We start from the raw sequence: 18,346 nt of genomic DNA, 5'->3' as shown, positions 1-18,346 counted from the left end.
GAGACTTGTCCTGAACCGTTTGGGGAATCATTCAGCCCCATCGGAGTCGGAATAATGCTCGCCAACTTGGCAAGAGTGGTCTGCAGGCCCGGTTTTTCGTACCGGATACCGTACAGACCCTTTAACTGGCCGTTGGTTTTTTGATCTGTTTTCGGCGAGGGTTGCTCGTGATTGTTAGTCCCTGTAACGCACCAAAATTGTCTGCCAAACGGCTACGTAGCGCTCTGGTAGCGGGCTCGGCTCTGCTCTGCCTGCTCAGCGCCGGCCAGCTTTGGGCATTCAATCTGGATGATGTGTCGGCCAAGGCAAAAGAGCTGGCCGGTCAGAAATACGAAGCGCCGCGCAGTAACCTGCCGAACGAATTCCGCGAGATGAAATTCGCGGACTATCAGAAAATTCGTTTTCTGACGGAAAAGGCTGAGTGGGCAGACCAGAAAACCCCGTTCAAGCTGTCTTTCTATCACCAGGGTATGCACTTCGATACACCGGTGAAAATCAACGAAATCACGGCCAACACCGTCGAAGAGATCAAATACGACCCAAGTCGTTTTGACTTCGGCGATCTGAAATTCGACCCAAAAGCCACCGAACAACTCGGCTATGCCGGTTTCCGTGTGCTGTACCCGGTCAACAAGGCTGACAAACAAGACGAAATCATGACCATGCTCGGCGCGAGTTACTTCCGCGTTGTCGGCAAGGGCCACGTCTATGGTTTGTCCGCGCGCGGCATGGCTATCGACACTGCATTGCCGTCCGGCGAAGAATTCCCGCGTTTCCGCGAGTTCTGGATTCAACAGCCAAAGGCAGGCGACAAGCACCTGGTGATTTTCGCCCTGCTGGATTCGCCACGTGCCACGGGTGCGTATCGCCTGACCTTGCGTCCGGGCAGCGACACCATCGTCGACGTCAAGGCGCAGATGTTCCTGCGTGACAAAGTCACCAAGCTTGGCGTTGCGCCGTTGACCAGCATGTACCTGTTCGGCGCCAACCAGCCGTCAAAAGTGCTGAACTATCGCCGCGAACTGCACGACTCCAGCGGCCTTTCGATCCATGCCGGCAACGGCGAGTGGATCTGGCGCCCACTGAACAATCCGAAACACCTGGCCGTGAGCAATTTCTCGGTCGAAAACCCGCGCGGCTTCGGCTTGCTGCAGCGAGGCCGTGACTTCAGCCACTTCGAAGACCTCGACGATCGCTACGACAAGCGCCCAAGCGCCTGGATCGAACCAAAAGGCGATTGGGGCAAGGGCTCCGTCGATCTGGTAGAGATTCCGACCGCCGACGAAACCAACGACAATATCGTGGCCTTCTGGAGCCCGGAAACCCTGCCTGAACCTGGCCAGCCGCTCGATGTCGCTTATCGTATGCACTGGACCATGGACGAAGCCGCGATTCACGCTCCGGACAGCGCCTGGGTCAAGCAGACCCTGCGTTCCACCGGTGACGTCAAACAGTCCAACCTGATTCGTCAGCCGGACGGTAGTGTCGCTTATCTGGTGGACTTCGAAGGCCCGTCCCTGGCGGCATTGCCGGAAACGGCCGACGTTCGCAGCCAGGTCAGCGTTGGCGACAATGCTGAGCTGGTAGAAAACAGCGTGCGCTACAACCCTGAAACCAAGGGCTGGCGTCTGACCCTGCGCATGAAGATCAAGGACCCGAGCAAGGCTACCGAGATGCGTGCTGCACTGGTTCAGAACATCGTACCTGCCGACCTGGCCAAGACTTCGATTCCAGCGTCCACTTCCTCCGTTGCCAAGGCCGACAAGGTCGCCGCCAAGCAGCAGGAGAAAACGGACAAGGACGCCAAGTCGGGCGAGGCCAAGCAGGCTGACGCCAAACCGGTTGCAGATGCCAAGGACAAGGCCAACAACAAAGACGCCCAGCAGCCTGCCGCTGCCGGCGCGGCCCCAGCCACACCGGAATCGGCATCGACTGAAGAAGTCCTGACCGAAACCTGGAGCAATCAGTTGCCTGCCGATGAGTAATTCTCAAGTACAGCCAGAAACTCTTTCCGAGTATCTGGCACATCTGCCGATGACCGACCAGCAGCGCGCGGAACTCGCGGGCTGCAAGTCTTTCAGCGAATTGCACGAGCGTCTGTCGTCCTCCACCTTCGACGCCCCGACCGAGGCCGCCCAGGCCTCGGTTGGCAAGCGCCTGACCCTGAGCACCGCCGAAGAGCTGCAGGACGCCGAAATGCTGGCGCTCGACGCCAGCGGTCGGGTCTGCCTCAAGGCGACCCCGCCGATTCGTCGGACCAAGGTCGTGCCGGAGCCGTGGCGTACCAATATTCTGGTGCGTGGCTGGCGCCGGTTGACCGGTCGCACCAATCCGCCGGCACCGCCGAAGGACGAGCGTGTTCTGCCGGCTGCGCGCTGGCGCACCGTCGGTTCGATCCGCCGCTACATTCTGTTGGTGTTGATGCTCGGTCAGACCATCGTTGCCGGCTGGTACATGAAAGGCATCATGCCGTACCAGGGCTGGTCGTTCGTTGACCTGCAAGAAGTGCTGCATCAGCCGCTGCTGCAAACCGCCACGCAAGTGCTGCCGTATGCGTTGCAAACCAGCATCCTGATCCTGTTCGGTATTTTGTTCTGCTGGGTGTCGGCCGGTTTCTGGACCGCGCTGATGGGCTTCCTTGAGTTGCTCACCGGTCACGATAAATACCGTATCTCCGGTAAAAGTGCTGGCAACGAGCCGATTCCAAAGGATGCGCGCACCGCACTGGTGATGCCGATCTGCAACGAAGACGTGCCACGGGTATTCGCCGGTCTGCGCGCGACATTCGAATCGGTCGCGGCCACGGGTGACCTGGATCGCTTTGACTTCTTCGTCCTCAGCGACAGTAACGACGCCGATATCTGCGTCGCCGAGCAGCAGGCCTGGCTGGACGTCTGCCGAGAAGCGAAAGGCTTCGGCAAGATTTTCTATCGCCGCCGTCGCCGTCGCGTTAAACGTAAAAGCGGCAACCTCGACGACTTCTGCCGTCGTTGGGGCGGTGACTACAAGTACATGGTCGTGCTCGACGCCGACTCGGTGATGAGCGGCGAGTGCCTGACCAGTCTGGTGCGCCTGATGGAAGCCACGCCGGACGCCGGGATCATCCAGACCGCGCCGCGAGCGTCGGGCATGGATACCCTTTATGCGCGTATGCAGCAGTTCGCTACCCGCGTGTACGGTCCGCTGTTCACCGCCGGCCTGCACTTCTGGCAGTTGGGTGAATCGCACTACTGGGGTCACAACGCGATCATCCGCATGAAGCCGTTCATCGAGCACTGCGCCTTGGCGCCGTTGCCTGGTAAAGGCGCATTTGCCGGCGCGATTCTGTCTCACGACTTCGTCGAAGCTGCGCTGATGCGCCGTGCTGGCTGGGGCGTATGGATTGCCTACGACTTGCCGGGCAGCTATGAAGAGCTGCCGCCAAACCTGCTGGACGAACTCAAGCGTGACCGTCGCTGGTGCCACGGCAACCTGATGAACTTCCGCTTGTTCCTGGTCAAAGGCATGCACCCGGTACACCGTGCGGTGTTCCTGACTGGCGTGATGTCTTACCTGTCGGCGCCGCTGTGGTTCTTCTTCCTCGTGCTGTCCACGGCGCTACTGGCAGTCAATACGTTGATGGAGCCGCAGTACTTCATGGAGCCTCGACAGCTTTATCCGCTTTGGCCGCAATGGCACCCGGACAAGGCGGTCGCGCTGTTCTCGACTACTGTCGTGCTGCTGTTCCTGCCGAAGCTGTTGAGCATCATCCTGATCTGGGCCAAGGGCGCGAAAGAGTTCGGTGGCAAGTTCAAAGTGACGATGTCGATGTTGCTGGAGATGCTGTTCTCCATGCTGCTGGCGCCGGTGCGGATGATTTTCCACACCCGTTTCGTGCTGGCTGCGTTCCTCGGCTGGGCTGCGACCTGGAACTCGCCGCAACGTGACGACGACTCCACGCCATGGAGCGAAGCGGTCAAGCGCCACGGCCCACAAACGTTGCTCGGTTTCTTCTGGGCACTGTTGGTGATCTGGCTGAACCCGAGCTTCCTCTGGTGGCTGGTGCCGATCGTCGGTTCGTTGATGCTGTCGATCCCTGTTTCCGTGATCTCCAGCCGTGTCGGTCTGGGCCTGAAGTCGCGAGACGAGAGCCTGTTCCTGATTCCTGAGGAATACAATCCGCCACAGGCGTTGCTGGCAACCGACCAGTACACCCACGAAAACCGCTGGCACGCGCTGAACGACGGCTTTGTCCGTTCGGTGGTCGACCCTCAGCAGAACGCCTTGGCGTGCTCGCTGGCGACCTCCCGTCATCGTCAGGCCGAGCCGATCGAATGGCTGCGGGTCGAGCGGGTACGGCACGCGATGAAAGTCGGTCCAGAAGGGCTGACCAACAACGAGCGTGTGGCGTTGCTGAGTGATCCGGTGGCCCTGGCTCGCCTGCATGAGCAGGTCTGGAGCGAAGGTCACGCCGAGTGGCTGGGCGCTTGGCGCAAGTCGGTGAAAGCCGACCCCCATGCACCGATGCTGCCGCTCAAACCGTTAAGCATTCAGGCGCAACCGGCCTAAAAGAAAAACCCCGCGAAAGCGGGGTTTTTTTTGATCTGAATTTGATCTTCCGCTCGCGCGGGGCATTGAATGGCATGTAGATGCGGGCGTTCTGCGGCAGGTTCTGTAACGCTGGCGCCTGTCAGATTGCAATCGCCTCGGTCCATAGCAAACCGAGGCAATTGAATCACCTCAAACCTTGAACCGCCCCACCAGCATCTGCAGATGGGTGCCCAGTCGCGCCAGCTCAACGCTGGACGCCGCCGTCTCTTCACTGGCTGCCGAGGTCTGATCCGACACATCACGTACGTTCAGCACGCTGCGGTTGATCTCTTCGGCCACGGCGCTTTGCTGCTCGGCGGCGGCGGCGATTTGCTGGTTCATCGCCTGGATCGCCGACACCGTGCGGGTGATGCTCTCCAGCGAACCACCGGCGCGGCGTGTCAGTTCAACGCTGCTGTCGGTCAGGGCGCGGCTGTTGTCCATGATCGTTGCTACTTGCTGCGTGCCGTTTTGCAGGCCGACGATCAGCTCTTCGATTTCTTCGGTGGACTTCTGGGTGCGCTGCGCCAGGCTGCGGACTTCGTCGGCGACCACGGCAAAACCACGCCCGGCTTCACCGGCACGGGCGGCCTCAATCGCCGCGTTCAGCGCCAGCAGGTTGGTTTGCTGGGCCACGGACTTGATCACATCGAGCACGCTGCCGATCTTGTCGCTCTCGCGCTTGAGCTCGCCCATGGCTTCGGTCGAGTTGCCGACTTCCTTGGCCAGTCGCTCGATCTGGGCGATCGCTTCACCGACCACTTTGTCACCTTCGCGGGCCTGTTGGTCGGCGGCGACGGCAGCCTCGGAGGCTTCTTCGGCGTTGCGTGCGACTTCCTGCACGGTGGCAGTCATTTCGTTCATCGCCGTGGCGACCTGATCAGTCTCGACCTTCTGGCTGTTGACCCCGGCGCTGGTCTGCTCAGTGACCGCCGACAACTCTTCGGCGGCGCTGGCGATTTGCGTGACGCCATCACTGATGCCGCCGATCAATTCGCGCAGGCCGTGGGTCATGCTCTGAATGGCGCGCTGCAACTGGCCCAGTTCGTCGAGGCGCGGGGACGCCAGGTTGTGGGTCAGGTCGCCGGCGGCGATGCGTTCGGCCACTTTCAGGGTCTGGTTCAGCGGAATCACGATCTGGCGGGTGATGGCCCAAGCGGCAAACAGACCAAAGACCAGCGCCAAAGCGGTGGCCAGCAGCAGCATGTTCTTGGCGTGCGCTACGTCGGTATCGCGCACGACAGTTTGCGAAATCGTGAGCTTCTTGCTGACGTCGAGCAGGATCTCGCCTTGCGCTGCCATGCGCTTGAGTGCGTCGGCACTGGCAACCTGGGAATCACGGAACTGGCTGACTGCTGCGCGGTAGGCTTTGAGGGATTCGGCGGCCTGTTGCAGGTTGGCGATGTGTTGTTCCGGCAGTTTGGACGGCAGGCCTTCGAGGTATTTCAGCGCGTTGTCGATGGCGTCGAGTGCCGGCTGCTCAGCTTCGGTCTTGCCGCTGTAGGTGTAGCCGCGAACCTGAAAGCGCGCCTGCTGCAGCAGTTTGCTCAGGTCGATCACGCTGTTGAACTGCGTAACGCTGTCGCCTTGCAGCATGGACTTTTCGACTTCCGCGACCTTGGCTACAGCATTGTCGGCGGTGGCGCCGAGTTTGCTGCGGGCGTCTTCACGGTTGGCGCCAGCCTGAGTCATGGCAGCGAAGGCTTGCCGGTACTGACCGACGGCAGCCAGTTGCTGCTCGATCATGGCCACGTCGGCGGGTTGCTCGATCATCTGACGCCCGCTTTGCAGGCCGGTATCGAGCTTGCCCAGCAGGTCGTTGACGGCACCAGGACCTTGTTCGCCACGGCGCATTTCGTAGTCCAGGCGGGCAATACGCAGGTCTTTGGTCAAGTCATTGAGACTGGAAATGTACCCCAGTTTGTCGCCGCGACTCGTCACGTCACTCAGGCCGGTCCAGCCGGTGACGGTGATCAGCATTGTCAGCAGCAGCACCAGCCCGAAGCCGACGCCCAGTTTGCGATTGACGCCTACGTTTCCCAGCTTATCGGCCAGCCATTGGTACATGCTGCAACTCCCCCGGACCATACATTGGTTTTATGGACGTTGTATCGGCAGGCGAGCGCGAACCTGTAGGAGCTGCCGCAGGCTGCGATCTTTTGATCTTGATCTTTGGCGGACTCAAAAACGCCAGAATCAAAAGATCGCAGCCTTCGGCAGCTCCTACATGGGGGTGGTGTATGGCTAGAAGAGGCGGGCAAGCAGCGCGGTGACGGCGGTTTCGACGCGCAGGATGCGCTCGCCGAGCTGCACGGGTTGCAGGCCGGCCTTGCCCAGCAGGTCGATTTCGTAGGGGATCCAGCCACCTTCCGGGCCGATGGCCAGGGTCACCGGTTCGTCCAGGCCCCGGGGGCAGGGCGGGTAATTGCCGGGATGGCCGACCAGGCCGAGCGTGCCTTCGGCGATGGCGGGCAGGCGATCTTCGACAAACGGTTTGAAACGCTTCTCGATGACGATTTCCGGCAGCACGCTGTCCCGTGCCTGTTCGAGGCCGAGAATCAATTGCTCGCGAATCGCTACCGGCTCAAGGAACGGGGTTTGCCAGAAGCTCTTCTCGACGCGATAGCTATTCACCAGCACGATGCGTGGCACACCCATGGTCGCCACGGTCTGGAACACCCTGCGCAGCATTTTGGGCCGTGGCAGGGCCAGTACCAGCGTCAATGGGAGCTTGGTTGGCGCCGGTTGGTCGAGGACGACGCGCAACTCTGCTTCAGCAGCGTCCAGGCGCAGCACCTCGGCGGAGCCCATCAGCCCGCCGATGCGCCCGACGCGCATGCTGTCACCGACTTCACAGCGATGTACTTCCTGCATGTGCGTCAACCGCCGATCACGCAGGATCACCCGGTCGGCCGCAATGAAGTCGGCCTCTTCGAGTAACAGCAGGTTCACGGCTGGGTTGCTGGTGGCTGGTCGTTGTGATCGTCAACCGGTTGGTCGTCCGGGTGTTCGCCACGCTTGCTGACCAGGCTGCCAAACAGGATGCCGATCTCGAACAACAGCCACATCGGTACGGCGAGCAGGGTTTGCGAGAAGATGTCCGGCGGCGTCAGGATCATACCGACCACGAAGCAGCCAATGACCACGTACGGGCGGATTTTCTTCAGGTATTTGACGTCGACCACGCCGATCCATACCAGCAACACGACGGCGACCGGAATCTCAAACGCCACGCCGAAGGCGAAGAACAGCGTCATGACGAAATCGAGGTAGCTGGTGATGTCGGTCATCATTTCCACACCGGCCGGGGTGGCAGCGGCGAAGAACTTGAAGATCAGCGGGAACACCAGGTAATAGGCGAATGCCATGCCGGTGTAGAACAGCGCGATGCTGGAGACCAGCAAAGGCACCGCGATGCGCTTTTCATGCTTGTACAGGCCCGGCGCGATGAAGCCCCAGATCTGGTGCAGGATCACCGGGATCGCCAGGAACAGCGAGACCATCATCGTCAGCTTCAGCGGCGTCAGGAACGGCGACGACACGTCGGTGGCGATCATCGTCGCGCCCGCCGGCAGGTAAGCCCGCAGCGGTGTCGAGACGAAGGTGTAGATCTGCTGGGTGAAGGCGAACAACCCGGCGAAGATGATGAAGATTGCCGCTACGCAGCGCAGCAGGCGGGTACGCAACTCGGTGAGGTGCGAAACCAGCGGCATGTGCTGGTCGTTTTCAGGAAGATCGCTCATGGGGCTCGCGGCGGCAATGTTGGGTCATGAGGGGCCGGCGCAACAGGCTCAGCCGCGGGTGTTACGGGTTCAACTGGTGTCGCTGCAACAACGGGCGCAGGTTCGGCAATCGCTACGACGGGTGCTGGTTGCGCAGTCGCGGCGGGAGCCTGAATCGTCTGCTGCGCCACGTGTTCGACCGTCGTCGGCTCTTGCAGGGGCGGGGTGAAAATCTTCCGTGCTTCCTGCTCAAGCGACATGATGTGCTCGTTGTGCAGCTGCCGACGAATCTCGTCGGCACCGATTTCACGTTCAACTTCCTGTTTGATCGCGTTGAAGCTGCGCTTCAGACGCCCGACCCACAGGCCTGCGGTTCGCGCAGCGCCCGGCAGACGTTCGGGGCCCAGCACCAGCAGGGCAACGAGGCCGACGAGCAGCAGTTCAGAGAAGCTGATACCAAACATTAGTCAGTGCTCACACGTCTTTGCGGATTGGCTCTTCGACTTTTTGCGCCTGCACGTCGATCGTGTGCGGCTGGTTTACAGAAGCTTGTGGCTGCACCGGCGGAACCGGTTGGGCCGGGGTCGCAGTCGGGTCGGCCGGTTTTTCGTCGTCGTTCATGGCTTTTTTGAAGCCCTTGATCGACTCGCCGACGTCGGTGCCGAGGTTTTTCAGTTTCTTGGTGCCGAATACCAGTACCACGACGACCAGGATGACGATCCAGTGTTTCCAGTCAAAAATGCCCATGTTGCTGCTCCTCTCTAATAGTTATTCAGGCGGACGGGCGCGAGGCTTTCTCAGCGTGTCCGGACAGACCGAAACGACGGTCCAGTTCATCGAGTACAGCCTGTGGATGCTGCCCCAATTGGGCGAGCATGACCATGCTGTGGAACCACAAATCGGCGGTCTCGTAGATCACATCGCTGCAGTCGCCGCTGACGGCGGCGTCCTTGGCAGCGATGATGGTTTCGACCGACTCTTCGCCGACTTTTTCCAGAATCTTGTTCAAGCCCTTGTGGTACAGGCTGGCGACATACGAGCTGTCGGCGGCGGCGCCTTTGCGCTCTTCCAGTACCTCGGCCAGACGGGTCAGAGTGTCACTCATGTTTGTGTCCTGCGGAATAGATGGCGTGCGGATCTTTCAGGACGGGGTCGATGGTTGTCCAGTCGCCGTTCTCATAAACGCGGTAGAAGCAGCTCTGGCGGCCGGTATGGCAGGCGATGTCGCCGATCTGCTCGACCATCAGGATGATGACGTCGGCGTCGCAGTCCAGGCGCATCTCATGCAGGGTCTGCACGTGGCCGGACTCTTCGCCCTTGCGCCACAGCTTGCCACGGGAGCGCGACCAGTAAATGGCGCGGTTCTCGGCAGCGGTCAGTTCCAGTGCTTCGCGGTTCATCCAGGCCATCATCAGGACGCGCCCGGTCTTGTGATCCTGGGCGATCGCCGGCACCAGGCCATTGGCATCCCACTTGATCTCGTCCAGCCAGTTTTTCATCTTCGACTCCGACAGCGGGTTTGACACTTCATTAGTCAAACCCAGGCGTTCAAACAGTGTGCCAGTCGTTCACGCAACTGGCTATCGGCGAACGACCAGATACAAGCCGACGGCCATCATGATTCCGGCCGGCCAGTAGGCCAGATCGTTCAACGGCCCGCCGGCGGCCAGTATCGCACCGCCGGCCAGGTGGGCGGTGCCGAGCAGGCGCAGGAACCAGTCGTCGCGGCGACGGTGCCACGGTGGTGGCGGGTCATAGGCGTGGGGCTGGGACATGCGTTCGAGCAGGTCGCGAGCCATGTTGGCCAGGTGCGGAATCTGTTCGAACTGGCTCTGTACATTGCCAAGCAAGGCTTTGGGGCTGACGCGCTCGCGCATCCAGCGTTCAAGGAACGGCTGGGCGGTGTTCCACAAGTCGAGGTCCGGGTACAGCTGACGGCCCAGGCCTTCGATGTTCAACAGGGTTTTTTGCAGCAGAACCAGCTGCGGTTGCACTTCCATGTTGAAGCGTCGGGCGGTCTGGAACAGGCGCATCAGCACCTGGCCGAAGGAAATATCTTTTAACGGTTTTTCGAAAATCGGCTCGCACACGGTGCGAATCGCCGCTTCGAATTCGTTGAGTTTGGTTTCCGCCGGCACCCAGCCCGAATCGATGTGCAACTGCGCTACCCGTCGGTAGTCACGCTTGAAGAAGGCGAACAGGTTGCGCGCCAGATAGTCCTGGTCTTCCGGGGTCAGGCTGCCGACGATACCGCAGTCGATTGCAATGTATTGCGGGCTCCATGGATTGACGGTGCTGACGAAGATGTTGCCGGGGTGCATGTCGGCGTGGAAGAAGCTGTCGCGGAACACCTGGGTGAAGAAGATCTCGACGCCGCGCTCAGCGAGCATTTTCATGTCGGTGCGCTGGTCGGCCAGGGTCGCCAGATCGGTGACCTGGATGCCGTAGATGCGCTCCATCACCAGCACTTTCGGCCGGCACCAGTCCCAATAGACTTGCGGCACATACAGCAGGGGCGAACCTTCGAAATTGCGTTTCAACTGGCTGGCGTTGGCGGCTTCGCGGAGCAGGTCGAGTTCGTCGTAGATGGTTTTTTCGTAGTCGCTGACCACGTCCACCGGGTGCAGCAGGCGTGCATCGGCGGAGAGTTTTTCGGCGGCACCGGCGAGGATGAACAGCCAGGCCAGATCCTGCGCGATGATCGGCTTGAGGCCCGGTCGGATCACTTTGACCACGACTTCTTCGCCGGTTTTCAACTGCGCCGCATGCACCTGCGCCACCGAAGCCGAGGCCAGCGGTTCAACATCGAAACGGCTGAACACTTCGCTGATTTTTTTGCCGAGCTGCTCTTCGATCAGCTTGACCGACAGCTGTGAATCGAACGGCGGCACGCGGTCCTGCAACTTCATCAGCTCGTCGGCGATGTCTTCGGGCAGCAGGTCGCGACGGGTGGACAGGATCTGCCCGAACTTGATGAAAATCGGCCCCAGGTCCTGGAGCGCCAGGCGCAAGCGCGCGCCTCGGCTCAGGTCCAGCGTCTTGCGCGGGAACCAGCGCCACGGCAAGGCATAGCGCAGCGCCCGCAAAAACCAGGGCAGCGGCAGGGCGAACAGCAGGTCATCGAGGCGGTAGCGGATCACGACGCGCTGGATGCGCAACAAACGGCGGACGGCAAGCAGCTTCATGCGTTATCGCTTGGGTCGAGGGATCGGGAAAGGCGCTCGAAACGCGCCTCGAGACGTTCCAGATCGAGTTTGATCTGGTCCAGTTCACTGAATCGGGCTTCGGCTTCGCGCTGACCGACGAGGGCGCGCGATTCTTCGGCCAGGTATTCGCCCAGGTTCTGGCCAAGACTGGCGAACCCTTGCTTGTACCAGCGGGCGCGGCTGCGCAGGTGACCGCCGACCAGTTGCGTGGCGACGGGGCCGAGCCAGCGAGAGAGTTCGTACTCCCAGTCGAGCTCCAGGTCCTGGAGGATGGCCGCCAGTTCCAGCAGCACGCCGCTGTCACCATCGAGCTCGACTTCGGGGCCATGCAGGATCGAAGTCTTGTCCTTGCTCATTGCCAGCTTCAGCAGGCTGGAAGCCGGTGCACGCAAGGTGCAGTCGGCGCCGGTTTCCCACTGGGACGCGAGCATCAGGCCTTCATCGCTGGGCAGGATGAACACTTGCAACGCCGGGCTGCGGCAATCAACGGCAATCACTTTGCCGGTCAAATGCGCCAGCCGCGGCAGCGCCGTGCTGTCGAGGCGCAGCACCCGGTTCAGACCGAGTTCAACGCTGGCGAGCAGGCCGGCGAGCAGCATCAGGGCTTGATGCCGCGGTGCAGGGCGACGATGCCTGCGGTCATGTTGTGGTAGGTGACGCGGTCGAAACCGGCCTCGACCATCATCGACTTCAGGGTTTCCTGGTTCGGGTGCATGCGGATCGATTCGGCCAGGTAGCGATAGCTTTCCGAGTCGTTCGTGATCAGCTTGCCCATCAGTGGCATGAAGGCGAACGAGTAGGCGTCGTAGGCTTTGGACATCAGCGCGTTGGTCGGTTTGGAGAACTCCAGCACCAACAAACGGCCGCCAGGCTTGAGCACGCGCAGCATCGAGCGCAGGGCATCTTCTTTGTGCGTCACGTTGCGCAGACCAAAAGCGATGGTCACGCAGTCGAAATGGTTGTCCGGGAACGGCAGTTTTTCTGCATCGGCCTGGACGAATTCGACGTTGCCGGCGACACCCAGGTCCAGCAGGCGGTCACGACCGACCTTGAGCATGGACGCGTTGATGTCGGCCAATACCACCTGGCCGGTCGGGCCAACGAGGTGCGAGAATTTTTTGGTCAGGTCACCGGTGCCGCCGGCGATGTCGAGCACACGATTGCCGGTGCGTACGCCCGACAGTTCGATCGCAAAACGCTTCCACAGACGGTGCATGCCGCCCGACAGAAGGTCGTTCATCAGGTCGTACTTGGCGGCTACCGAGTGGAAAACTTCAGCGACTTTTTCCGCTTTCTGGCTTTCCGGAACGTTTTTGAAGCCGAAGTGAGTGGTGGGTTCGGCATCGCTGCCTTTGCGCTGATCAGTCATATCGCTGTCACCAAAAGAGAATGCGCGACATTCTAATCCCCAAGGGATGCTTTGTCTTGGAATGGCTAAAGGTAAGATAGGCAATCGCCGGGACGATTTGACGCAGCAAGGGTCAAGATATCCCGAACAAGCATTCATAAAGCAGGAGTCATTTGATGGCCCGTATTAGTGTTGAACGTGCCCACAGCCTGGGTAAGGACGCGGCGCGCGAGAAGGCCGACAAGCTGGCGCAGAAACTCTCCGATCAATATGGTCTGGAGCCGCAGTGGTCCGGCGACACCCTGAACCTCAAACGCTCGGGTGTTAAAGGCGCGGTGCATGTCAGTGAGGATTCGATCAAGGTTGATGTGGAACTGGGCCTGATGATGTCGGCCATGAGCAGCATGATCAAAGCGGAAATCGAGAAGGCGCTGGATAAAGCGTTGGTGTGATGGATGAAAGATCGCAGCCTCGTTGCATTCGACAGCTCCTACATGCGGCGGCATCCACCTGTAGGAGCTGCCGAGTGCTACGAGGCTGCGATCTTTTCCAAAAGCCACCATCGATTCATGTCAGTTGTTAGGGTGCCGTTTCTAATTTTTCTCCCTACTTTGTGCCAGAGCCCGACACTTTCGCGGGCAGTTCCTCAAACCTTCTGCGCGTGAGGTGCACCATGGCCAAAGTTATTTTGAAGAAAAAAATCGACGCATCGACCACTGCTCTGGGCGACGTCAAATCCTATGCCCGCAAGATCTGGCTGGCAGGCCTGGGTGCCTACGCCAAGGTTGGCCAAGAGGGCAGCGAATACTTTCAAGAGTTGATCAAGGCTGGTCAAACTGTTGAAAAGAAAGGCAAAAAAGTAGTCGCTGAGAAACTCGAGGCGGCGAATGCCGAGATCGATGAAGCGAAGACTGAAGTGAGCACTTTCAAAGGCAAGGTCGAAGTTCAGCTCGACAAGGTCGAGAAGGCGTTTGACTCGCGTGTCGCAAGTGCCTTGAATCGTATCGGCATTCCGTCTAAACATGACGTTGAGACACTCTCTGCTAAGCTCGATGAGCTGACGGCATTGCTCGAACGCGTCGCGCGTAAATCTTAAGGAGAACGGGATGGCTGGTAAAAAGAACACTGATAAAGAAGGCAGCTCGTGGATCGGGAAAGTCGAAGACTACTCCCGCAAAATCTGGCTGGCTGGTTTAGGCGTGTACTCGAAGATCGACACTGACGGCAGCAAACTCTTCGATGCATTGGTTAAGGACGGCGAGAAAGCCGAGAAACTGACCAAGAGCGCTGTTGGCAAAACTGTCGACGCCGCCAAGGACTCCGCTTCTTCGGCCAAATCGCGCATCAGCGGCGTGAAAGATCGCGCACTGGGCAAGTGGGATGAGCTGGAAGGGGCTTTCGACAAGCGCCTGAACAGCGCCATTTCGCGCCTGGGTGTACCGAGCCGCAATGAAGTCAAAGCACTGCACAGCAAGGTCGATACCCTGACCAAGCAAATCGAAAAACTCACCGGTGCCAAGGTTGCGCCTGTTGCGGCGAAAACCGCAGCGGCCAAGCCAGCGGCCAAAACTGCTGCCAAGCCACTGGTAAAAGCAGCGGCTAAACCAGCAGCCAAACCAGCGGCAAAAGCTGCTGCCAAGCCAGCGGCCAAAACTGCCGCCGCCAAACCTGCTGCTGCCAAGCCAGCGGCAAAACCGGTTGCTGCAAAAGCAGCGGCTAAGCCAGCAGCGAAACCTGCTGCCAAGCCTGCGGCCAAAACTGCCGCCGCTAAACCTGCTGCAGCCAAGCCAGCGGCAAAACCCGCTGCCGCGAAGAAACCCGCAGTGAAAAAACCGGCTGCTCCGAAAGCCGCCGCACCAAAACCAGCAGTGGCTGCCGCCAAACCGGCCGCCCCGGTCAGCCCGTCGAACTCCGCGGCTGCACCAACCCCTGCTGTAACCCCGACTGCCGCGCCAGCTCCGTCGACGCCAACCAGTCAGTCCTGATTTCAGGGCTCAAAAAAACGCCCGGCCTGCCAAGGTCGGGCGTTTTTGTTTGATTGAAAAAGTCAAAAGATCGCAGCCTTCGGCAGCTCCTACATTGAAACGCATTCCCCTGTAGGTGCTGCCGAAGGCTGCGATCTTTTGATCTTAATGGTCTTCGAGATACTGCATCGCCATTTGCTCCGTCGCCACCTTGATCGGCGGCAGCAAATGCGGCGCCACCAGCATCATGATCTGGTAAACCACCAACCGCACTTCGCCTTCACGATCCAGAATCCGCTGATAGTCCAGTGAGAACAGCAACGTCAGGGTGATCTGTTCCACCAACTGCCCCAGCGCCTGAGTATCGCTGACCAACTGACCCTGTGCCTTCAATCGCGCCAATAACGACGCCAATGTGCGTTTCAACGCATTGAGCAGGTTGCGAATGCCCTTGGCGAGCTTCGGCAAGCGTCCGGCGAGGTTAGACAAGTCCTGGAACAGAAACCGGTAGTGAGCCAGGCGTTCGACGATCAGGTGCAGGAACAGCCAGTAATCGTCGGGTCCCAGTTCAACGTCGGACGGTGGGTCGAGCAGCGGCGCCAGCTCGCTCTGGAAGCGTTCGAACAGCCCGAGAATCAGCGGCTCCTTGCCGTGGAAGTGGTAGTAGAGGTTGCCCGGGCTGATGCCCATTTCGTTGGCAACTTCCATGGTGGAGACGTTGGGTTCACCCTTCTGATTGAACAACTGCAGGGCACATTCAAGGATCCGGTCGCGGGTTTTCATCCAGTCTTCTTAATGATCGGGTCATGTCACGGCCGATGACGGCCGTGGGTCGTTGAACGTCAGCGCACGCGCACGTAAGTACCGGGCGCCGCCTCCATCGGTGGATAGTTCTGGTTGCCCAGCGCCATGTGGGTTTCTTTCTGCGCGCCCGAGCGTTCCTGAATCCAGCTCAGCCACTGGGTCCACCAGCTGCCATCGACCTGCTTGGCGTCGTAGTACCAGGCCCGTGGGTCGCTGCTCAGCTTTGCGCCCTCGACGTAGTTGGCTTTCGGATTGCTCGGCGGGTTGAGAATGCTCTGCACGTGACCGCTGTTGGACAGTACGAAGCGGCGCTCGCCACCTAACAGCAAGGTCGAGCGATACACCGCGTCCCACGGCGTGATGTGGTCGTTGATACCGGCGACGCTGAAGCTGTCGACAGTGACCTTCTGCAAATCGATCGGCGTGCCACACACTTCGAGACCGCCTGGATGGCTCAACGGGTTGTGTTTGAAGAAGTCCAGCAAATCGCCATGCAGGGCTGCCGGCAGGCGTGTGTTGTCGTTGTTCCAGTACAGGATGTCGAAGGCTGGCGGCTCTTTGCCCAACAAGTAATTGTTGACGAAGTAGCTCCAGATCAAGTCGTTGGGACGCATCCAGGCAAAGATCTTGGCCATGTCTCGACCGTCCAGCACGCCCTTTTGATAGGAGCGACGCTTGGCGGCTTCCAGGGTCTGTTCGTCGGCGAACAGGGTCGCTGGCGAGTCCAGCTGACTGTCGAGCAGACTCACCAGATACGTCGCGCTGGATACCCGGCGCAGCTGTCGCTTGGCCTGCAAGTGGCCTTGTAGCGCGGCGATGGTCAGCCCGCCGGCGCAGGCACCCATTAAGTTCACCTCACGCGCGCCGGTGATCGCCCGGCAAACGTTCATGGCTTCTTCCACCGCTTCCACGTAGGTCGACAGGCCCCATTCACGGTGGCGCACATCGGGGTTGCGCCAACTGATCACGAAGGTTTGCAGACTGTTCTTGAGAGCGTACTGGACGAAGCTGTTGTGAGGGCTCAGGTCGAAAATGTAGTACTTGTTGATCTGCGGCGGCACCACCAGCAGCGGCTTGGAATACTGTTTTTCGCTCATCGGCTTGTACTGGATCAGCTCCAGCAACTCATTGCGAAACACCACGGCGCCAGTGGTGGTCGCTACGGTCTTGCCGACCTCGAACGCCTGCTTGGTGACTTGCCGGGGCAGGCCGTCGTTGTGCAGCAGGTCGTCCACCAAGTGGCTGATCCCGCGCACCAGGCTGTTGCCGCCGGAGTTGAAAATCTCCTTGATCGCCAGTGGATTGAGCAGGCTGTTGGACGGCGACACGGCGTCGTTGAGCAGGGCGAATGCGAAGTGCGCGCGGGCACGATCGTCCGGGCTCATGCTGCTCTCGTCGATCCAGTTTTTGACCTGCTTTTGCCAGGCGAGATAGGCCTGCAGACTGCGGCGATAAAACGGGTTGAGGCTCCATGCCGGATCGGCAAAACGACTGTCCTGCGAGTTGGTCGGGTACAGGGTTTCGCCCAGCAGCACGCGACCCAGTTGGCCGCCCAGTTTCAACGCGTGCCGGGCGCTGTGCACCGGGTTGCGCAAGCCATGGGCGGCGACGCTGCGCAAGGTCGAAATCAGGTCCCGGCCACGCAGGCCGGTAATCGCACTCTGTGCGTTGATGAACGCGGCGGGAGTGGGCATAGAGTCCCGCGCTGCTTTGTCACGCATGAGTCAACACTCCTTCGTCTTCAGGCCAAAAACTAACAACCGAACCAGAACACCATAGTCGCTGTAATGGGTTGTTGCGCGGCGCGGCATCCTGCCGACTGACAATGGGGCGACTAACCGCCCAATGGCGATGGATGCGGATGCATCACGGCGCGTTGTCGTTCTTCCTCGAGAAATTTCATGATGATCGGTGCCACGGCTTCTGCACGGGTGATCAGGAACAGATGGCCGTCATCGATGATGTGCAATTGAGCGTTTGGAATTCGCCAGGCCAGCAAACGCATGTTGATCAGCGGAATCAGTGGATCGTCGTCGCCCGCCAGTACCAGCGTCGGTTGATGGATCTTGTGCAGCCAGTGAATGCTGGTCCAGCCGAGACCGGCGAACAGCTGCCAGTAGTAACCGAGCTTGCCCGCCGAACGCACTTTCGCTGCGTGGCTCGCGGCCAGCGTCGGGTCGCGACGGAACGAGCCGCCGTAGATCATCGGCGCAATGCGGATCACGTGCGACGGCTGAATGTAGCGTCGCGGGCTGGCCATCATCCACAGCACCTTCGGCTTGCCCGGCACCATCACCGCACCCGCCGCCGTGGCCGCCAGCACCAGTTTCTTGCAGCGCTCCGGGTAGTCGAAGGCGAACTGCTGGGCGAGGGCACCGCCCCAGGACACGCCGATCACATTGACCTGCCCGTAGTCGAGATAATCGAGCATGCGTGCCGTGAGCTTGGCCAGACCCGGAAAGCGATAAGGCCGATTCGGTGTCGACGAACCGCCGACACCGGGCACGTCGAAAGCGATGACTTCCAGGTCCGGGTCCAGCGCCGCGACGAACGGAAACACCAGCTCCAGGTTGGCGCCGATGCCGTTGAAAATCAGCAAGGGCGTCAAGTGAGGCTTGCCGGGGCGTACCGCCGTGCGGAGGGTCTGGCCATCCAGGTCGACGGTACGGAAAATGAACGGTTGCGGCATGCTCTGGCCCTGTTTATGAATTCATCCTCGATCCCCTGTAGGAG

At 60.2% G+C, this 18,346-nt stretch carries 18 protein-coding genes and 1 pseudogene; 5 read left to right on the top strand and 14 right to left on the bottom strand.

What is annotated here, in order from left to right; all coding sequences use genetic code 11:
* Window positions 1-167: 167 nt before the first annotated feature.
* Together KUF73_RS16055 and mdoH are read left to right on the top strand one after the other, a co-directional pair.
* Entirely contained in the window at window positions 168-1,985 is a 1,818-nt protein-coding gene (locus tag KUF73_RS16055; RefSeq protein ID WP_218439045.1) for a glucan biosynthesis protein G, read from the top strand.
* A complete protein-coding gene (mdoH, locus tag KUF73_RS16050; protein WP_218439044.1) occupies window positions 1,978-4,548 on the top strand; it encodes a glucans biosynthesis glucosyltransferase MdoH in 2,571 nt (856 codons plus the stop codon). Before KUF73_RS16055 ends, mdoH begins: the two co-directional genes overlap by 8 nt.
* Window positions 4,549-4,719: 171 nt before the next feature.
* Here the strand turns inward: mdoH and KUF73_RS31755 are convergent, their stop codons facing one another.
* The 11 genes and pseudogenes from KUF73_RS31755 to ubiE form a co-directional block, all read right to left on the bottom strand.
* Window positions 4,720-5,433 (bottom strand): methyl-accepting chemotaxis protein, encoded by a 714-nt coding sequence (locus tag KUF73_RS31755; RefSeq protein ID WP_371135496.1) that lies wholly within the window; start codon window positions 5,431-5,433, stop codon window positions 4,720-4,722.
* A 141-nt stretch (window positions 5,434-5,574) separates the two neighbouring features.
* A pseudogene (locus KUF73_RS31750) lies at window positions 5,575-6,549 on the bottom strand (methyl-accepting chemotaxis protein); the annotation flags it as partial.
* Between the two features lie 264 nt (window positions 6,550-6,813).
* Entirely contained in the window at window positions 6,814-7,521 is a 708-nt protein-coding gene (locus KUF73_RS16040) for a 16S rRNA (uracil(1498)-N(3))-methyltransferase (RefSeq protein WP_218439042.1), read from the bottom strand.
* Window positions 7,518-8,312: a twin-arginine translocase subunit TatC gene (tatC, locus tag KUF73_RS16035; RefSeq protein WP_371135487.1), complete on the bottom strand. Its 795-nt coding sequence runs from the start codon at window positions 8,310-8,312 to the stop codon at window positions 7,518-7,520. Before tatC ends, KUF73_RS16040 begins: the two co-directional genes overlap by 4 nt.
* Window positions 8,309-8,755 (bottom strand): Sec-independent protein translocase protein TatB, encoded by a 447-nt coding sequence (tatB, locus tag KUF73_RS16030; protein ID WP_218439041.1) that lies wholly within the window; start codon window positions 8,753-8,755, stop codon window positions 8,309-8,311. The genes tatC and tatB overlap by 4 nt, the downstream gene beginning before the upstream one ends.
* A 10-nt stretch (window positions 8,756-8,765) precedes the next feature.
* Window positions 8,766-9,038: a twin-arginine translocase TatA/TatE family subunit gene (locus KUF73_RS16025; RefSeq protein ID WP_218439040.1), complete on the bottom strand. Its 273-nt coding sequence runs from the start codon at window positions 9,036-9,038 to the stop codon at window positions 8,766-8,768.
* A gap of 25 nt (window positions 9,039-9,063) precedes the next feature.
* Window positions 9,064-9,396, bottom strand: a complete 333-nt coding sequence (locus KUF73_RS16020; RefSeq protein ID WP_007975564.1) for a phosphoribosyl-ATP diphosphatase — start codon at window positions 9,394-9,396, stop codon at window positions 9,064-9,066.
* Window positions 9,389-9,790, bottom strand: coding sequence for a phosphoribosyl-AMP cyclohydrolase (gene hisI / locus KUF73_RS16015; RefSeq protein WP_218439039.1), 402 nt, complete (start codon window positions 9,788-9,790; stop codon window positions 9,389-9,391). The genes KUF73_RS16020 and hisI overlap by 8 nt, the downstream gene beginning before the upstream one ends.
* Before the next feature lie 81 nt (window positions 9,791-9,871).
* Window positions 9,872-11,476 carry a ubiquinone biosynthesis regulatory protein kinase UbiB gene (gene ubiB, locus KUF73_RS16010; RefSeq protein WP_218439038.1) on the bottom strand — a complete coding sequence of 535 codons (1,605 nt, stop codon included), beginning with the start codon at window positions 11,474-11,476 and terminating at the stop codon, window positions 9,872-9,874.
* On the bottom strand, window positions 11,473-12,096 hold the full coding sequence (locus KUF73_RS16005) for an SCP2 domain-containing protein (protein WP_218439037.1): 624 nt from the start codon (window positions 12,094-12,096) through the stop codon (window positions 11,473-11,475). The genes ubiB and KUF73_RS16005 overlap by 4 nt, the downstream gene beginning before the upstream one ends.
* Window positions 12,096-12,866, bottom strand: a complete 771-nt coding sequence (ubiE, locus tag KUF73_RS16000) for a bifunctional demethylmenaquinone methyltransferase/2-methoxy-6-polyprenyl-1,4-benzoquinol methylase UbiE (protein WP_218439036.1) — start codon at window positions 12,864-12,866, stop codon at window positions 12,096-12,098. The genes KUF73_RS16005 and ubiE overlap by 1 nt, the downstream gene beginning before the upstream one ends.
* A 155-nt stretch (window positions 12,867-13,021) precedes the next feature.
* On the opposite strand from ubiE, the gene KUF73_RS15995 reads away from it, so the two are divergent.
* The 3 genes from KUF73_RS15995 (at window position 13,022) to KUF73_RS15985 (ending at window position 14,830) form a co-directional block, all read left to right on the top strand.
* Complete coding sequence (locus KUF73_RS15995; RefSeq protein WP_218439035.1) at window positions 13,022-13,297, top strand: polyhydroxyalkanoic acid system family protein; 276 nt, start codon at window positions 13,022-13,024, stop codon at window positions 13,295-13,297.
* A gap of 221 nt (window positions 13,298-13,518) precedes the next feature.
* Entirely contained in the window at window positions 13,519-13,941 is a 423-nt protein-coding gene (locus tag KUF73_RS15990; protein ID WP_218439034.1) for a phasin family protein, read from the top strand.
* 10 nt (window positions 13,942-13,951) lie between these two features.
* Window positions 13,952-14,830, top strand: coding sequence for a phasin family protein (locus tag KUF73_RS15985; protein WP_218439033.1), 879 nt, complete (start codon window positions 13,952-13,954; stop codon window positions 14,828-14,830).
* A gap of 144 nt (window positions 14,831-14,974) precedes the next feature.
* On the opposite strand, the gene KUF73_RS15980 is transcribed toward KUF73_RS15985, so the two are convergent.
* The 3 genes from KUF73_RS15980 to phaZ all read right to left on the bottom strand — a co-directional run bounded on the left by KUF73_RS15980 (window position 14,975) and on the right by phaZ (window position 18,302).
* Window positions 14,975-15,592, bottom strand: a complete 618-nt coding sequence (locus KUF73_RS15980; RefSeq protein WP_218439032.1) for a TetR/AcrR family transcriptional regulator — start codon at window positions 15,590-15,592, stop codon at window positions 14,975-14,977.
* Window positions 15,593-15,651: 59 nt separating this feature from the next.
* On the bottom strand, window positions 15,652-17,334 hold the full coding sequence (gene phaC / locus KUF73_RS15975) for a class II poly(R)-hydroxyalkanoic acid synthase (RefSeq protein ID WP_218439031.1): 1,683 nt from the start codon (window positions 17,332-17,334) through the stop codon (window positions 15,652-15,654).
* A 113-nt stretch (window positions 17,335-17,447) separates the two neighbouring features.
* Window positions 17,448-18,302, bottom strand: a complete 855-nt coding sequence (phaZ, locus tag KUF73_RS15970) for a poly(3-hydroxyalkanoate) depolymerase (RefSeq protein WP_218439030.1) — start codon at window positions 18,300-18,302, stop codon at window positions 17,448-17,450.
* Window positions 18,303-18,346: the final 44 nt, after the last annotated feature.

Source organism: Pseudomonas sp. PD9R, from assembly GCF_019200975.1.
In the GTDB taxonomy this organism is placed as follows: domain Bacteria; phylum Pseudomonadota; class Gammaproteobacteria; order Pseudomonadales; family Pseudomonadaceae; genus Aquipseudomonas.
This window is presented reverse-complemented; position numbering and strand designations above follow the sequence as displayed.

Coding starts and splice junctions, on each gene's coding strand:
- mdoH (WP_218439044.1), top strand. CDS start 1,978: ATGAGTAATTCTCAAGTACAGCCAGAAACTCTTTCCGAGTATCTGGCA.
- KUF73_RS31755 (WP_371135496.1), bottom strand. CDS start 5,433: ATGAACGAAATGACTGCCACCGTGCAGGAAGTCGCACGCAACGCCGAA.
- tatC (WP_371135487.1), bottom strand. CDS start 8,312: ATGAGCGATCTTCCTGAAAACGACCAGCACATGCCGCTGGTTTCGCAC.
- tatB (WP_218439041.1), bottom strand. CDS start 8,755: ATGTTTGGTATCAGCTTCTCTGAACTGCTGCTCGTCGGCCTCGTTGCC.
- KUF73_RS16025 (WP_218439040.1), bottom strand. CDS start 9,038: ATGGGCATTTTTGACTGGAAACACTGGATCGTCATCCTGGTCGTCGTG.
- KUF73_RS16020 (WP_007975564.1), bottom strand. CDS start 9,396: ATGAGTGACACTCTGACCCGTCTGGCCGAGGTACTGGAAGAGCGCAAA.
- hisI (WP_218439039.1), bottom strand. CDS start 9,790: ATGAAAAACTGGCTGGACGAGATCAAGTGGGATGCCAATGGCCTGGTG.
- ubiB (WP_218439038.1), bottom strand. CDS start 11,476: ATGAAGCTGCTTGCCGTCCGCCGTTTGTTGCGCATCCAGCGCGTCGTG.
- KUF73_RS16005 (WP_218439037.1), bottom strand. CDS start 12,096: ATGCTGCTCGCCGGCCTGCTCGCCAGCGTTGAACTCGGTCTGAACCGG.
- ubiE (WP_218439036.1), bottom strand. CDS start 12,866: ATGACTGATCAGCGCAAAGGCAGCGATGCCGAACCCACCACTCACTTC.
- KUF73_RS15995 (WP_218439035.1), top strand. CDS start 13,022: ATGGCCCGTATTAGTGTTGAACGTGCCCACAGCCTGGGTAAGGACGCG.
- KUF73_RS15990 (WP_218439034.1), top strand. CDS start 13,519: ATGGCCAAAGTTATTTTGAAGAAAAAAATCGACGCATCGACCACTGCT.
- KUF73_RS15985 (WP_218439033.1), top strand. CDS start 13,952: ATGGCTGGTAAAAAGAACACTGATAAAGAAGGCAGCTCGTGGATCGGG.
- KUF73_RS15980 (WP_218439032.1), bottom strand. CDS start 15,592: ATGAAAACCCGCGACCGGATCCTTGAATGTGCCCTGCAGTTGTTCAAT.
- phaC (WP_218439031.1), bottom strand. CDS start 17,334: ATGCGTGACAAAGCAGCGCGGGACTCTATGCCCACTCCCGCCGCGTTC.
- phaZ (WP_218439030.1), bottom strand. CDS start 18,302: ATGCCGCAACCGTTCATTTTCCGTACCGTCGACCTGGATGGCCAGACC.